This window comes from Streptomyces sp. NPDC101151, from assembly GCF_044768335.1.
Taxonomy (GTDB): Bacteria; Actinomycetota; Actinomycetes; order Streptomycetales; family Streptomycetaceae; genus Streptomyces.
Genome location: NZ_JBIWPP010000006.1, coordinates 183,244 through 197,702, shown reverse-complemented (window position 1 = coordinate 197,702; position 14,459 = coordinate 183,244). Strand labels below are relative to the sequence as shown.

Below are 14,459 nucleotides of genomic sequence, written 5' to 3'. Positions count from 1 at the left end.
CCCGCCAGAGATGAGGAAGGACCGACGGACAGGAGGCGGGCGCGTGGTGCTGGTGGTGTCGGAAGAAGTCCGGGAAGCGATCGACGCGCGGCGGCCGGTGGTGGCTCTGGAGTCCACGATCATCGCGCACGGGTTGCCGCGTCCGCGCAATCTCCAGGTGGCGCTGGAGCTGGAGCAGGTGGTGCGGCAGGAGGGCGCCGTCCCCGCGACCGTCGCCGTCCTGGACGGGCGCCCGCACGTCGGCCTGGACAAGGAGCAGCTGGAGCGCGTCGCGAACGAGGACGGCATCCGCAAGCTGGGCCACCGTGACCTGCCGCTGGCCGTGGCGGCGGGAGCCAGCGGGGCGACCACGGTGTCGGCGACGGCACAGCTGGCGGCACTGGCGGGCGTCCGGGTGTTCGCCACAGGCGGGCTGGGCGGTGTGCACCGGGAGTGGACGGTGACCCAGGACGAGTCGGCCGACCTGGGCCTGCTGGCGCGGACCCGGATCACGGTGGTGTGCGCGGGCGTGAAGTCGATCCTGGACGTGCCGGCGACCCTGCAGCGGCTGGAGACACTGGGTGTGGCCGTCGCCGGGTACCGCACCGACCGGTTCCCCGGCTTCTATCTGTCCGACTCCGGGTATCCGGTCGACTGGACGCTGCAGGGCCCGGAGCAGGTCGCGGGGGTCATGCGGGCGCAGGACGCGCTCGACGCGCCGGGGTCGGCGCTGATCGTCGCCAACCCCGTCCCGGAGGAGGAGCAGCTCGATCCGGGGCTGCACGCGCGCGTGCTCGCCGACGCGCTGCGCGCCTGTGAGGAGGAGGGGGTGACCGGTCAGGGGGTCACGCCGTTCCTGCTCGACTTCCTGGTCCGGCACACGGACGGGGCCTCGCTTAACGCCAACCTGGCGGCGGTGCGTGGCAATGTGCGGCTCGCGGCGCGGATCGCCGCGGCGTGGACCACCGGGTGACCACGGGCCGGGACGGGGCGCTGCTGGTCGTCGGTGACGTCGTCACCGACGTCGTGGCCCGGCACAGCGGACCGCTGGCGGCCGGCACCGACACGGCCGCCGCGATCCGGACCCTGCCGGGCGGCGCGGGCGCCAACGTTGCCTGCTGGGCGGCCCACGCGGGCTGCTCGGACGTACGGCTGCTGGGGCGGGTGGGCGCGGACGCGGCGGAGTGGCACGAGCGCGAGCTGACGGCCGCCGGGGTCCGGCCCCGGCTGGTGGTCGACGGGGAGGCGACGACCGGGACGGTGATCTGTCTGGTCGACGCGGGCGCGTCGGCCGAGCGCACGTTCCTCACGGACAGCGCGGCGTCGCTGCGGCTCGAACCCGCCGACTGGTCCGACGCGTTGCTCGACGGGGTCGCCCGACTGCATCTGTCGGGCTATCTGCTGTTCTCCGAGCCGAGCCGGGCGCTCGCCGCTCTGGCCCTCGCCGCGGCACGCGCGCGCGGTGTGCCGGTCAGTCTGGATCCGGCGTCGGCGGGCTTCCTGGTGGAGTTCGGGGTGGACCGCTTCCTGGCGTTCGCGGAGGGACTGGACGTACTGCTGCCCAGCCGGGACGAGGCGTGCCTGCTGACCGGTCTGCCCGAACCGGGGGACGCGGCGGCCAAGTTGAGCCGGCTCGTGCCGCTGGTGGTGGCCAAGTCGGGTGTGGCCGGGGCGCTGGTGGCCAGGTCCGGGGCGGTGGTCGCCCGGGTTCCGGCCGTGCCGGCGACCCCGCTGGACACCACCGGCGCCGGTGACGCCTTCACCGGCGCGTTCCTGGCCGCCCTCCTCGCGGGCGCGGATCCTGAACAGGCGGCGGCACAGGGGTGCGGGGCGGGAGCGCGAGCGGTGGAACGGGTGGGCGGCAGACCCCCGCACCAGGGCATCGACAGCTAGGGCCGATGCCTAGCCCTTGATCCCCCACGCCGAGATCATCGGCGCGGTGGCCAGGTCCATGCCGCCCGCCTCCACGTCGGCCAGGTGGCGGTCGATGTCCTCGTCGGTGGCGAGGCCCGCCGTGACGAGCTGGTCGCGGATCTGTCGGACCGTGGCGGACTCCAGGGCAGTGCAGGCGGGCGAGGTCATGGGGAAGTACGCGTCGGCCGCCACCTCGCGCAGTCCGGCCTCGCGGAGCAGACGCGGGAGCTTGCGGCCGTACGACAGGTCGGCGCCGCGGTCGGCGAGCAGCTTGCGGAAGCCCTGCCGCAGGCGGTTGGCGAGCCGCTGCTCGGGGCCGGACTCGTCGGGGCAGGCCAGGGGCTGGAGGGCAGGGTCGGCGTCCTCGATCAGGAGCCGACCGCCGGGCCGCAGTGCCCGGATCATGCAGTGCAACGCCCTTTCCCGGTCCGGAACATGGACGAGGACCAGCCGGGCGTGCACCAGGTCGAATCCGTCCCCCGGCGGCTCCTCCACGCCCACGTCATGGACGCGCACCTCGACCGGGGGGCGGTTCACGGCGGCGAGCCGTGAGGTGTCGATGTCGGTCGCCACGACCTGCCCCTCGGGTCCGACCCGCTGGGCGAGCCAGGACACCACGGACGTGCCGCCGGCCCCGACCTCCCAGCAGCGCAGGCCCGGCTCCAGCCCCAGTCCGTCGAGATGCCGGAACGTCACGGGGTCGAACAGGGAGGCGAAGGCGTCGAAGCGCTCTCCCGCCTCGCTCCGGCGGTTGTCCAGCAGGTACCTGTCGGATGACGTCATGCCGCGATCATCGCAGTCGCCCGGCCCGCCCGGAGCGGCCGACGCTTCGTCCACAGGCGGGAACAAATCGGAACAGACCGTTCCCACAGGCTTGCCCGCGTCTTGCGCCGGGCTGGCACACTTGCCGGGCAGGGCACGATAGCGCTGTGCGAGGAGATCCACTCGAGGAGACCCAGATGTCCATGGCAGGGAATCTGCGCAAGGTCACGGGGCTGGACAAGGTCGGCAGCCTGCGCAAGGTCGCGCGGCTGGCCCGGCGGCGGCCGCGCGTGGACCTGAGTCACCCCGCCCGGTCACCCCTCGGCTCCTCGGTGGTGAAGTGCGTGACGTACCAGGACGGCGCCCGGGTGCCGGGGTGCGCCGACCTGGTGGACGCTGTGGAGATGGTGCGCAAGAGCGGCGAAGGATTCGTCTGGCTGGGCCTGCACGAGCCGACGGACAGCGAGTTCGCGGGCATCGCCGAGCTGTTCGACCTGCACCCCCTGGCGGTGGAGGACGCGGTGGAGGCCCACCAGCGCCCGAAACTGGAGCGGTACGGGGAGACGCTCTTCGCCGTGTTCAAGACCGTCTGCTACGTGGAGCACGAGAAGCTGACGGCGACGAGCGAAGTGGTCGACACCGGCGAGATCATGGTGTTCGTCGGCGAGGATTTCGTCATCACGGTGCGGCACGGGCGGCATGGTTCGCTGGGCCCGCTGCGCGAGGAACTGGAGTCGGACCCGCGGCAGCTCGCCAAGGGGCCGGCGGCGGTCCTGCACGCGATCGCCGACCACGTCGTGGACGACTACCTGACCGTCACGGACGCCGTGCAGGCCGACATCGACCAGGTCGAGACGGACGTGTTCTCGGAGAGCGGCGCGCGGGCCGACCCGGGTCGCATCTACCAGATGAAGCGTGAACTCCTGGAACTCAAGCGGGCGGTGGTGCCGCTCGGCCGCCCGATCGAGGATCTGGCGACCCGGCCGATCCGGGTGGTCGACCCGGAGATACAGGCGTACTTCAGAGACGTGCTCGACCATCTGATGCGGGCCAAGGAACAGATAGCCGCCTTCGACGAACTGCTCAACTCCATCCTGCAGGCGCATCTCGCGCAGGTGACGGTCGCGCAGAACGAGGACATGCGGAAGATCACGGCCTGGGCGGCGGTGATCGCCGTGCCGACGATGGTGTGCGGGGTCTACGGCATGAACTTCGACCACATGCCGGAGCTGCACTGGCGGTTCGGCTATCCGCTCGTCATGGGCGTGATGGCGACGGCATGTCTCACGCTGTACCGGGGCTTCCGGCGCAACGGCTGGCTCTGACGCTCACGCCGAGAAGGCCACGACCTTCCGCGGGACGACCCTGATGATCACGCGGATCTCGTCGTCCTTCTCCGCGGGCGGGTCGATGCCGAGGTACTTGTGCGACAACTCGCGCGGCAGCCGTTTGCCCTCGTCCGGCAGGATCTCGGCGATGCCCCGGATCTCGGCGGAGCTGTAGGGGTTGGCCAGGTCGAAGACCGTCAGGCTGATGCGCGGGTCGCGGCGCAGGTTGCGCACCTTCTGACGGCCGTCGGTGGAGGAGAAGAGCACGGTGTCGCCCTCCCGTTTGATCCAGACGACCGAGTTGTGCGGGGCGCCGTCGGGTCCGAGGGTGGCGACGCTCGCGAAGTTCTTGCCGTCGAGGAGGGCGCGGACGGAGTCGTGGAGGGCGATGGGAGCACCGGAGGAGGACCTCATGGCAGCACCCTAGTCAGATGCACACGCATATAAAAGGGGTATGCCGGAGCCGCCTGATCAGCCGGCCCAGGCGGGGTGCCGCGGATCGTCGGCGCGCACGAGGACATCGGCCGTCGCGGCCGGGTCGGTCTCGGCCTCGTAGCGCTCGAAGGCGGGGAACGTCCAGTGGTCGGCCTCCGGGGTACGGCGGCGCAGGGCGCCCGGGGAGAGAAGGACATGGACGGTCAGGTCGAAGGGGAACCAGTGCCGCAGCAGGAGGGGACCGTGCAGCAACAGGATTCCACCGGGCGGGAGTTGGACGTACGGGCTGCGCGTGGCACGGTCGGTGACCGGGTCCCACAGGTCAGGCAGGACGCGGCCGCTTCCACCGGGGTCGAGCGGGCCGAAGACCTCGCGCCACAGGGCACCCGTGTCGAACCAGCCGCCGTAGTACGACTCCGCGTCCCGTCGCCCGTGCTCCAGGCGGAGAGAGGCGGGGCGCAGGAAGCCCTCGGCGTCGACCACAAGCGCGGGCCGGCCGCGCACGCGCAGCGCGTCGGCAACGCGCTCGGCGAGGTCCACCGGGCGAGCGGCCGGTGCCCCGTCGAAGCCGACGCGCGGCCAGGCGCCCCCGTCGGCCGGCTCCAGCTCCAGCAGCCGGTCGGCGAGCAGCTCGGCGAGCCGGTCCCAGGTGATCGCTTCGAGTCGCACAGCCCCATCATGCCGGGCGGGGTCGGTGGGCCCCAGAGTGAGGGGGCGGTGGCCACCGGGCCCGGCGGCCGGCCCGCCTCCGCGACCTCGCGGCGGCGGTGGCAGCGGCAGCGGCAGCGGCAGCGGCAGCGGCAGCGTGCGAGATCACCGCGCCGGTACGGCTCGGTACGCGGGTGTCGGCGCCCAGCTGCCGCCACGAGGAGGGGGTGAGGTGGGCCGGGCGTGGGAGGGGTGAGCGGAGACGGGGAAAGAACCGCGTATGGCACCCTCTGCAACTCCCCTCGTTCCCGGCGGACTTGTCGTGGTCCAGCCCCTCCGTCGCAAGCGCTGTGCCAGGTGTCTGCGTGGGCCGCTGTCGCTGCTCGTGCTGGAGGACGGGGCACCGCGCTGCCTCGACTGCGCGGACCTCGGGCACCTGGTGTTCCTGCGCCGCGGCGACATGGCGCTGTCCCGCAGAGCGCGGGAAGAGAGCACGCTGTCGGCGGTGGTCGTGCGGTTCAACCGGCGCAAGAGCCGCTACGAGCGGCAGGGCCTGCTCGTGGAGGAGGCCGCGCTGGCCCGGGCCGAGGAACGGTGCCTGGCGGACGCGGAGGCACGGCGCCGGCGGCGGACCCGGGACGCGCTGCGCAGGGCGGCGGAGGACGAACTGTTCGTGGCGGCGTTCGCGGCGGAGATCCGGCGGCTGTTTCCCAAGTGCCCGGCCGAGCGGGCCCGGGCGATCGCGGCGCATGCGTCGGTGCGGGGCAGCGGTCGGGTCGGGCGCAGTGCGGCCGGACGGGCGCTGTCGGAGACGGCGGTGATCTCGGCGGTCGTGGCAGCCGTACGGCACGTGGACACACCGTACGACCAGCTGCTGATGAGCGGGGTGCCGAGGCATGAGGCGCGGCGGCGGATCGCGGTGGCCGTGGAGAGCGTGCTGCGGGGGTGGGGCGAGGAGGCAGCGGACGTGGGCTGAGAACGTAGGCCGGCAGAAGGCCTGGCGAGTGTGGGCAGTAGGCCTGGCGAGTACGGCGCCGCAGTGGGTCGGGCACCGGCGCGGCGGGTTCTCGGTTTCGGCTCCGACTGCGGGATCTGGACGCTCGCGCATGCTCCCGCGTTCCTCGGTCATGGTGGGGCGGGCCCCTTGCGCATTCACTGGAAGAAGAGGTGACGCCGGGTCGCGGCCCGGGACGACGTGGGAGTGAGGTGGGACCGTGATCGACGGGCCGTTCTTCGTGCTGGCCGTGCTCGGGGTGCTGGGGACCGGGCTGGTGGCCGGGGTGTTCTGCGGCTTCTCGACCTTCGTGATGCGGGGGCTGGCCGCTCTGCCACCGGCGCAGGGCGTCGCCGCGATGCACGCGATCAACACGGCCGCCGTGCGAGCCGCCTTCATGCTGGTGTTCATGGGCTCGGCGGTGTTGTGCGCGATGATCGCGGTGGTGACGTTCGTGGTGCGGCCGGACGAGGGCAGGGCGGAGCTGCTGCTGGGCAGCGCGCTGTATCTGTTCGGTTGCTTCGGGCTGACCGTGGTCGCGAACGTGCCCCGCAACGACAGACTGGGCGGGCTGACCCCGGGCAGCCCCGAGGCCACGGAGTACTGGCCGGTGTACGTGCGCGAGTGGACCTTCTGGAACCACGTCCGCACGGTCGCCTCCACCGCGGCGGCCCTCGCGTACGTGCTGGCCCTCACCTGAACCTCCCCTGCGAGGCTCCTCCCCTGCAAGGCGTCCGGGAGCCGACCGGCTCCCCGCGGGGAGAGCCCTTCGAGAAAGCGCTGTCCGTGACTCTGCGGGCGTGCCGGTGGGGACGTATCGTGGCCGAAAGAGTGCCGCCCGATGACGCACGGCCCGTCGTACATCGAGTCCCTCAGGTACGCGTACGCGAGGAAGACGACCATGGCCGATCCCAAGGGGTTCATGACCACGCCACGCCAGGAGTGGGCGCGGCGGCCGGTCGAGGAACGGGTCCGGGACTGGGACGAGGTCTACGTCCCGGGAGCACTGCTGCCGATCATCAGCAAGCAGGCGGACCGCTGCATGGACTGCGGCATCCCGTTCTGCCACGACGCCTGCCCGCTGGGCAATCTCATCCCCGAGTGGAACGACCTGGTCTCCCGCGAGGACTGGCGGGCCGCGAGCGACCGGCTGCACGCGACGAACAACTTCCCCGAGTTCACCGGGAGACTGTGTCCGGCGCCCTGTGAGGCCGGATGTGTGCTCGCGATCAACCAGCCGGCCGTCACCATCAAGAACGTCGAGTGCGCGATCGCCGACCGGGCGTGGGAGGAGGGTTTCACCCCGCCGAGGCCTCCGGAGCGGCTGTCGGGGAAGACCGTCGCGGTGATCGGCTCCGGGCCGACCGGGCTCGCGGCGGCGCAGCAGCTGACCCGGGTCGGGCACACGGTCGCCGTGTACGAGCGGGACGACCGGATCGGGGGGCTGATGCGGTACGGCATCCCCGGGTTCAAGATGGAGAAGCGGCATCTGGAGCGGCGGCTCGAACAGATGCGGGCCGAGGGGACCAGGTTCCGTACATCGACCGCGGTCGGACGGGATGTCCCGGCGGCCGAACTGCGGGCGCGCTACGACGCGGTGGTGCTGGCCACGGGTGCGACCGCGTGGCGGGAACTTCCGGTACCGGGCCGGGAGTTGGACGGAATACACCAGGCGATGGTGTACCTGCCGCTGGCCAACCGGGTGTGCGAGGGGGATCTGGAGGTCTCACCGCTGTCCGCGGCCGGCAAGCATGTGGTGATCGTGGGCGGCGGGGACACCGGGGCGGACTGTCTGGGGACGGCGGTGCGCGAGGGGGCGGCGTCGGTGACCCAGTTGGACATCTACGCGCAGCCGGACGCCGAGCGCGACGAGGACACCGAGCCATGGCCGACGTACCCGAAGCTCTACCGGCTGTCCGCCGCGCACGAGGAGGCGCGGGACCTGCGGACGGCTCCGGCCGCGGACGCGGACGCGCGGCTGTTCGCGGCGTCCACGCTCCGCTTCGCCGGCGACGACGGCGGTCACGTGCGGTCGCTGCACCTGGTCGAGGTGGACGAGCGGCGGCAGCCGGTGCAGGACACCGGGCGGACGCTGCCCGCCGACCTGGTGCTGCTCGCACTCGGCTTCTCCGGGCCCGACCGGGAGGACGGGCTGGTCGATCAACTGGGACTGGCGATGGAGCCTCGAGGCACGATCGCCCGCGACAGCGGCTTCGCGACCAATGTCTCCGGCGTGTTCGCCGCCGGGGACGCGGCGCGAGGGCAGTCGCTCATCGTCTGGGCGATCGCGGAGGGGCGGGCGGTGGCGGCAGCCGTGGACCACTACCTGACGGGGAGTTCACGACTGCCGTCGCCGATATCGCCGCACGACCGTCCGATGGCCGTGTAGCGGAGGGGAGTTGAGGCGGGGGGACATGGATTGCGTCCAGAGGCAGCGCCGAGGGCGCGTCGTCAGCGGCGGCGTTCGTCCGTGCCCGCCACCTTCCCCGTGGCCAGTGCCACGCGGTTCCACGTGTTGATCGCGAGGATCAGGGCGAGTACGTGGGCCAGTTCCGTCTCTTCGAAGTGGGCGGCGGCCTCCTCGTAGGCCTCGTCGGGGACGCCCGCGTCGGCGACCCGGGTGACCGCCTCGGTCAGGGCGAGGGCCGCCTGTTCCTTCGGAGTGAAGAAGTGCCGGGCCTCACGCCAGACGGCGACCATGTGCAGCCGGTCCTCGCTCTCACCGGCCTTGCGGGCGTCGTTGGTGTGCATGTGGAGGCAGTAGGCGCAGTGGTTGAGGTGCGAGGCGCGGATCTGGATCAGCTCGACGAGGGCCGGGGCGAGGCCCTCGCGCGCGGCGGCGTCGAAGCCGATGAGCGAGCGGAAGACCTTCGGGGCGGACTTCGCGAAGTCCAGGCGGGTGCCGGCCGTCCCGGCCGGGTCGACCGCGGCGCCGGTGCCGGCGGCGGGGGTGGTGGTCGCGGTCTCGATCGTGTTCGTCGTCGTCATGTGTTTCAACCTATGGCTTCGAAAGACCGGCAGTAGAGTTCATCCTCGTGGTGGAATCATGGGTCAATTCCGCGGAGCGGATCGGCGCCGACCTGCATCTGGAGCTGTCCGGGCCGGGCGGGCGGCGGGCGGCGTTGATCCGGGCGTTGCGCGAGGCCGTGGGCAGCGGTCGGCTGGCGCCCGGCACCAGGCTGCCGCCGTACCGTTCTCTCGCCGCCGACCTGGGGGTGGCCCGCAACACGGTCGCCGACGCATACGCGGAGCTGGTCGCGGAGGGCTGGCTGACCGCCCGGCAGGGCTCGGGCACCCGGGTCGCGGACCGCGCCGAGCCACTGCGCCGCGCCGAGCGGACGCTCGTAAAGGCACCTCCACGCGCCCGCGGGCCCCGACACGACCTGCGGCAGGGCACGCCGGACGCGTCGGCCTTCCCGCGGGCGGCCTGGTCGGCCGCGTACCGCAGGGCGTTGCAGGCGGCGCCCAGCGAGGCGTTCGGGCCGGGGGATCCCGCGGGGCGCCGGGAGCTGCGGGAGGCGCTCACGGAATATCTGGCACGCGCGCGCGGGGTGCGCACCGAGCCGGACCGGATCGTGATCTGCTCCGGCTTCGCACACGCGCTGCGGCTGCTGTTCGGCCAGGGCGGCGGGGGTGTGCTGCGCGGTCCGCTGGCCGTGGAGGCGTACGGTCTGGCCTTCCACCGTGAGCTGATCGCTGCGGCGGGCGTGCGGACGGCACCGCTCCCGCTGGACGAGCACGGGGCACGGGTGACGGGTCTGGGGCGGGAGAGGGCCGTACTGCTCACGCCCGCGCATCAGTTTCCGACCGGAGGTCCGTTGCATCCGGAGCGCCGGGCGGCGGTGATCGACTGGGCACGCGCGCGTGGGGCGGTGGTGCTGGAGGACGACTACGACGGCGAGTTCCGGTACGACCGCAAGCCCGTCGGCGCGCTCCAGGGACTGGACCCGGAGCGGGTGATCCACATCGGTTCGGTCAGCAAGAGCCTGTCACCGGCGCTGCGGCTCGGCTGGATGGTGCTGCCCGAGCGCTTCGTCGGGCCGGTGCTCGCGGCCAAGGGCGAGCGGGAGGCGTGGGCGAGCGTGCCGGATCAGCTGGCGCTCGCGGACTTCGTGGTCTCCGGGTCGTACGACCGTCACGTACGGCGCATGCGGCAGCGCTACAGGCACCGACGGGACCGGCTGGTCGCGGCGCTCGCCGCGCACGCGCCGCACATCGAGGTGACCGGCATCGCGGCCGGCCTGCACGCCGTGCTCAGGCTGCCGCCGGGCACCGAGCGGTCCGCGGTGAAGGCGGCCGGGTGGCAGGGGGTCGCCCTGGACGGACTGGCCGCGTTCCGGCACCCGGAGACGCAGATGCCGGCGGCCGACGGTCTGGTGGTCGGGTACGCCACACCGTCGGAGCACGCCTACGGCGCGGCGCTGGAGGCGCTGTGCGGGGTGCTCCCGCCTGCGTGAGGGTGCAGAGATCAGGTCGGCGCCGGTGACGTGCCACCCGTTCCGGTGGCCGCCGCGGGCGACGACCGGCTCCGGACCGGCCACCGGGTGGAACCGGCGGCCGGGGCCCTGCGTTCCCGCGATCCTTCCGTCGTCGGTACGCGCTGCCGCACTGCGGCCGTCGGGTCCTGCCCCGTCCACGGCACTCCGTGAGCGCCTGACGTGATGAGTGCTCAAGTCGATACCAGGACAATGAAGTTGAGCAAAAAACAATTATCACCGGTGGTTCAGGAGAGCAGGAAGTCGGCCTCCCCCGCCTTGGCACCCTCGATGAAGGCGGTCATCTCGTCCGAGGTGTAGATCAGCGCCGGTCCGTCCGGGTCGGTCGACTGCCGTACGGCGATCCGGCCGTCGGCGAGCTTCATCGCCTCCAGGCAGTTTCCGCCGTTGCCGCCGCTCCAGGGCTTGTGCCACCCCTCGCTGCCCAACTCCCGTGCGGGCATGCCGTTGTAGACGTGACCGCGCGGCTTGATGCGATCCATTCACAGCTCCTTGCGGAGATCACGGAGGATCTCCTTCGTGCGTTGCGCCGTGGCGGCCTGCGCCGCCATGCGGTCCATGACCTCCAGATGGGTCGCCACCTCGGCACGCGCGTCCAGATAGACCGCGCCGGTCAGGTACTCGCTGTAGACCATGTCCGGGAGTTCCGGCATCGCGAACCGGAACAGGACGAAGGGTCCGTACGTCCCCGGGTGCGGCCCGTTGGTGAACGGGGCGACCTGGAGCGTCACATTCGGCAGTGTCGTGGCCTCGAGCAACTTGTCGATCTGCGTGCGCATCACCTCCGGGCCGCCGACCGGGCGGCGCAGGGCCGTCTCGTCCATCACCGCCCAGAAACGGGGGGCATCGGGACGAGTGAGCAGTTCCTGGCGTTGCATGCGCAGGGCGACATGGCGCTCGATGTCGTCCGGTTCGGTCTGGCCGATCGCGCCCGACTTCAGCACGCCCCGCGCATAGTCCTCGGTCTGCAGCAGTCCGGGGACGAAGTGCGGCTCGTAGGAGCGGATCAGGGCGGCCGCGCCCTCCAGGCTGACGTACATCGAGAACCAGCCCGGCAGGATGTCGTGGAACCGCTGCCACCAGCCGGGGAGATTGGCCTCCTCGGCCAGCTGGACGAAGAGGTCGGCCTCCTCGTCGGGAACCCCGTAGGCCTTCAGCAGCAGTTGCAGATACGGGATCTTGAGGGCGACCTCGGCCATCTCCATACGGCGGATGGTGGCGGGGGCGACGCGAAGCACACGGGCGGCCTCCTCACGCTTCAACCCGGCGCGCTCCCGCAGGTCCAGCAGGCGCCGGCCGAGGACCACCTGGCCCACGGTCGGCGCGGACCGCGGTTCGCTCACGCTCCCACCTCCGACAGAAGAGTCCGCTCCGGCAAAAAGAATCCCGACAGCCCTGCGGCGCCGTTCGAAGACTCTTTCGAAGATCCGGCCGGATCGACGACGGTCCCAATTGGCGCCGCTCGAGGTGCTGTTGCGAGCAGTGTGCCACGGCCCTTGACCGAGTCACACCGCACTTTGCATTTTTCAGAGTGACACTTGCCAAGTGTTCACGCCGGGGAGATAGTGGCAAGCGTGATTCCGTCCGCGCCCTTAGGAACAGACGCCGCCGCAGACCGTCCCGGTCTTGGCGCCGCAACGGGAGCAGCCCCTGGTGGGGGCGCTGCCGAGCGCCGGTTCCGCTTCGAGCTGGCCGCACATCCGGGTTCCCCTGCCCAGGCCAGACGCCTGACGCACGCCCGGCTGACCGGCTGGTCGGTGTGCGAGGACACCTGCGACAGCGCGGCCCTGGTCATTTCCGAGCTGGTCACCAATGCGATCGTGCACACCGCGAGCAGTCGCGTGGTGTGTGAGCTGCACGACCACGACGACACGGTGCGCATAGCCGTGCGCGACGAGGGGTGTGCGCCCGGCGAACCCCACCCGTCCCCGCAGCGACCCGACGAGGAGCACGGGAGGGGGTTGCTTCTCGTCGACGCGCTGTGCCGGGCCTGGGGTGCCCAGGAGCACGGACCGGGGCTGCTGGTCTGGGCAGAGCTGGTCCGCCAGACCGACGCCGCGCACGATGTCGCCGCGCCGTGCAACGACCTGGGCTGGGGCGCCCGCCCCAAGCCGGACATCCCGCAGCCGGTTCCGGGCGATGACGAGGAAGCCCAGGCCCGGCACGGGGCCCAGCAGGCCCGGCTCAGGGCCCCGGCCCAGCAGCGGCGCGCGTGGGAGCGGCCGTGAGCGGCGCCGACGACCCCGGGCGGCCGCTCGGCCTGGACACGCTGGTGCGCCTCGGACGCCGGCAGCACCCGCCGGCCCCGGTCCTGCGGCTGCCGGTACCGGAGGGCATGACGTCCCCGCTCGGCTGTGACGCCGTGGCCGTACCCGACCACCTCGGTCCGCTGATCGTCCCGCGGCTGCCCCGGGTGGGCTGCGTGTACGCCGACGGCGCCCACTGGTGGTGGATCGTCCCGTCGGACTCCGATTACGCGCTTCCCTGGCCGGCCCCGGCTCACTACGCCGCAGGCGCCGTGGTCCCCGCCACCGCCCGTCTGATCCACCGCCCCGAGGGCACGGTCCCCTATACCCCGCCGATCCCCCTGTACCTGGCGCTGTGCCGGGTGACGGGGACGACTCCGGACTGGTCCCGAGCCGTCTCGGCGTGAGGTCCCGAGCCGTCTCGGCGTGAGGTCCCGAGCCGTCTCGGCGCGAGGCCGCGCCGGGCTCGGGTTCGGGCGTCGGCCGGCCACCGACCGACGAGCCGCGATGGATCCGGTCCGAGAGCGCCACGTTCGGCTGTCCGGGTGATGCGGCCGGCTCCGAAGCCGGCCTGAGCCGCCTCATTCCGTGAGGTCGCCACCGCGCACGATGACCAGGAACGTGTCCGTGGCGAGGTCCATGACGACCTCGGCGGGCAGGCCTTCGAGACGCCGCGCGTGGGCGAACTCCTCCGCGGGCCATGATCCCCGCGGACCACCTGCGGGAAAGCGCTCGAGCACGGTTCGCCCGTTCACCATCTCGCACCTCCAGAGAGCGTCGTACTTCTTGGAGTTAACGCCCCGGAGGAGTGAATCGCCTCGCCCAGTGACGGGACTGAGACATTGCTGACACGGGTTCAGCGCGGACCGTGAGGATCCGTTCACCTTGTGACACGAACGATACGTTCAGCGACAGTTCCCCTACATGATGTGTCAGTCGTCGTACTCGTCGTGGCACTTGAGCCGGTCGCTGCCCTGTGGGCGGCGGCCGAGCGCGGTGAGGTCGAGCAGGCCGGCGGTGGTGCCGAGACCGTCGAGGCCGTCGCCGTGCACCGCGTAGGTGTGGAAGACCTGGTCGCGCTCCCGCAGAAAGCAGCTGAGGCCCGGCCGCTCGACCAGGTCACCGTCCTGGTCCACGGTCGCCGCGAAGTCGCGGTTGAAGTCGCTGTGGCAGGACGAGTACCACGGCACCGCCCAGCCCATCCGCGCCTTGAACGGCAGGATCCGGGTGAACGGCGCCCGGGAGACGGCCGCGAACGAGGTGTTCCGGGCGCGCAGATGGGCAAGGGTGCCGACCTGGTCGAGGAAGGCCGCGCAGCAGGGGCAGCCGGACTCCCACTCCGGCGCGAACATGAAGTGGTGGACGACGAGTTGGGCCCGGCCCTCGAAGAGATCGAGGAGGGTGGCCTTGCCGTCGCCGCCCTCGAAGACGTACTCCGGGTCGACCTCGACCATGGGCAGCCGCTGCCGCTCGGCGGTCAGTGCGTGCCGCGCCCTGCTGACCGCCTCCTCCTTGCGCTGCAACTCCTCGCGCGCCGCGCGCCACTGCTCGCGCGAGACGATCTCCGGAAGCGACATGGGCCCTCCTGTCCGACGGTCTGTTGGCAGTGGTGACCGTCGACGGAGACAGAACTCATCGGAGCCCGGCGCCGCGAACC

General features: G+C 72.0%; 17 protein-coding genes. 9 read left to right on the top strand and 8 right to left on the bottom strand.

The features are described 5' to 3' along the window. The first annotated feature begins 43 nt into the window (after positions 1 to 43). Together ACIRU3_RS14135 and ACIRU3_RS14130 are read left to right on the top strand one after the other, a co-directional pair. On the top strand, positions 44 to 952 hold the full coding sequence (locus ACIRU3_RS14135) for a pseudouridine-5'-phosphate glycosidase (protein WP_404055855.1): 909 nt from the start codon (positions 44 to 46) through the stop codon (positions 950 to 952). Beyond that, positions 949 to 1,872, top strand: a complete 924-nt coding sequence (locus ACIRU3_RS14130; protein ID WP_404056236.1) for a carbohydrate kinase family protein — start codon at positions 949 to 951, stop codon at positions 1,870 to 1,872. The genes ACIRU3_RS14135 and ACIRU3_RS14130 overlap by 4 nt, the downstream gene beginning before the upstream one ends. Before the next feature lie 9 nt (positions 1,873 to 1,881). On the opposite strand, the gene ACIRU3_RS14125 is transcribed toward ACIRU3_RS14130, so the two are convergent. Beyond that, positions 1,882 to 2,676 (bottom strand): methyltransferase domain-containing protein, encoded by a 795-nt coding sequence (locus tag ACIRU3_RS14125; protein ID WP_404055853.1) that lies wholly within the window; start codon positions 2,674 to 2,676, stop codon positions 1,882 to 1,884. Between the two features lie 176 nt (positions 2,677 to 2,852). Here ACIRU3_RS14125 and corA point away from each other — a divergent pair, with 176 nt between their 5' ends. Next, the gene (gene corA / locus ACIRU3_RS14120) at positions 2,853 to 3,980 is read left to right on the top strand and encodes a magnesium/cobalt transporter CorA (protein ID WP_404055851.1); all 1,128 of its coding nucleotides are present in this window, start codon (positions 2,853 to 2,855) and stop codon (positions 3,978 to 3,980) included. A gap of 3 nt (positions 3,981 to 3,983) precedes the next feature. On the opposite strand, the gene ACIRU3_RS14115 is transcribed toward corA, so the two are convergent. After that, a complete protein-coding gene (locus tag ACIRU3_RS14115) occupies positions 3,984 to 4,397 on the bottom strand; it encodes a PPOX class F420-dependent oxidoreductase (RefSeq protein WP_404055849.1) in 414 nt (137 codons plus the stop codon). A 57-nt stretch (positions 4,398 to 4,454) separates the two neighbouring features. After that, positions 4,455 to 5,087 (bottom strand): uridine kinase, encoded by a 633-nt coding sequence (locus ACIRU3_RS14110; RefSeq protein WP_404055847.1) that lies wholly within the window; start codon positions 5,085 to 5,087, stop codon positions 4,455 to 4,457. A gap of 259 nt (positions 5,088 to 5,346) precedes the next feature. Here ACIRU3_RS14110 and ACIRU3_RS14105 point away from each other — a divergent pair, with 259 nt between their 5' ends. The 3 genes from ACIRU3_RS14105 to ACIRU3_RS14095 all read left to right on the top strand — a co-directional run bounded on the left by ACIRU3_RS14105 (position 5,347) and on the right by ACIRU3_RS14095 (position 8,449). Then, positions 5,347 to 6,042 (top strand): DUF2293 domain-containing protein, encoded by a 696-nt coding sequence (locus ACIRU3_RS14105; RefSeq protein ID WP_404055845.1) that lies wholly within the window; start codon positions 5,347 to 5,349, stop codon positions 6,040 to 6,042. A gap of 238 nt (positions 6,043 to 6,280) precedes the next feature. After that, entirely contained in the window at positions 6,281 to 6,760 is a 480-nt protein-coding gene (locus tag ACIRU3_RS14100) for a DUF1772 domain-containing protein (RefSeq protein WP_404055843.1), read from the top strand. 201 nt (positions 6,761 to 6,961) lie between these two features. Then, positions 6,962 to 8,449: a glutamate synthase subunit beta gene (locus tag ACIRU3_RS14095; RefSeq protein WP_404056234.1), complete on the top strand. Its 1,488-nt coding sequence runs from the start codon at positions 6,962 to 6,964 to the stop codon at positions 8,447 to 8,449. Positions 8,450 to 8,511: 62 nt separating this feature from the next. On the opposite strand, the gene ACIRU3_RS14090 is transcribed toward ACIRU3_RS14095, so the two are convergent. Further along, positions 8,512 to 9,048 carry a carboxymuconolactone decarboxylase family protein gene (locus ACIRU3_RS14090; RefSeq protein WP_404055841.1) on the bottom strand — a complete coding sequence of 179 codons (537 nt, stop codon included), beginning with the start codon at positions 9,046 to 9,048 and terminating at the stop codon, positions 8,512 to 8,514. A gap of 47 nt (positions 9,049 to 9,095) precedes the next feature. On the opposite strand from ACIRU3_RS14090, the gene ACIRU3_RS14085 reads away from it, so the two are divergent. Further along, on the top strand, positions 9,096 to 10,517 hold the full coding sequence (locus tag ACIRU3_RS14085) for a PLP-dependent aminotransferase family protein (RefSeq protein ID WP_404055839.1): 1,422 nt from the start codon (positions 9,096 to 9,098) through the stop codon (positions 10,515 to 10,517). Between the two features lie 266 nt (positions 10,518 to 10,783). On the opposite strand, the gene ACIRU3_RS14080 is transcribed toward ACIRU3_RS14085, so the two are convergent. Continuing rightward, positions 10,784 to 11,038: a DUF397 domain-containing protein gene (locus ACIRU3_RS14080; protein ID WP_073892674.1), complete on the bottom strand. Its 255-nt coding sequence runs from the start codon at positions 11,036 to 11,038 to the stop codon at positions 10,784 to 10,786. Beyond that, the gene (locus ACIRU3_RS14075; RefSeq protein WP_404055837.1) at positions 11,039 to 11,899 is read right to left on the bottom strand and encodes a helix-turn-helix domain-containing protein; all 861 of its coding nucleotides are present in this window, start codon (positions 11,897 to 11,899) and stop codon (positions 11,039 to 11,041) included. 222 nt (positions 11,900 to 12,121) lie between these two features. On the opposite strand from ACIRU3_RS14075, the gene ACIRU3_RS14070 reads away from it, so the two are divergent. After that, complete coding sequence (locus tag ACIRU3_RS14070) at positions 12,122 to 12,784, top strand: ATP-binding protein (protein WP_404055835.1); 663 nt, start codon at positions 12,122 to 12,124, stop codon at positions 12,782 to 12,784. Continuing rightward, positions 12,781 to 13,209, top strand: a complete 429-nt coding sequence (locus tag ACIRU3_RS14065; protein ID WP_404055833.1) for a hypothetical protein — start codon at positions 12,781 to 12,783, stop codon at positions 13,207 to 13,209. The genes ACIRU3_RS14070 and ACIRU3_RS14065 overlap by 4 nt, the downstream gene beginning before the upstream one ends. 174 nt (positions 13,210 to 13,383) lie before the next feature. On the opposite strand, the gene ACIRU3_RS14060 is transcribed toward ACIRU3_RS14065, so the two are convergent. Beyond that, entirely contained in the window at positions 13,384 to 13,560 is a 177-nt protein-coding gene (locus tag ACIRU3_RS14060) for a hypothetical protein (protein WP_404055831.1), read from the bottom strand. A gap of 174 nt (positions 13,561 to 13,734) precedes the next feature. Continuing rightward, a complete protein-coding gene (locus ACIRU3_RS14055) occupies positions 13,735 to 14,379 on the bottom strand; it encodes a DUF899 domain-containing protein (protein WP_404055829.1) in 645 nt (214 codons plus the stop codon). Between the last annotated feature and the right edge of the window lie 80 nt (positions 14,380 to 14,459).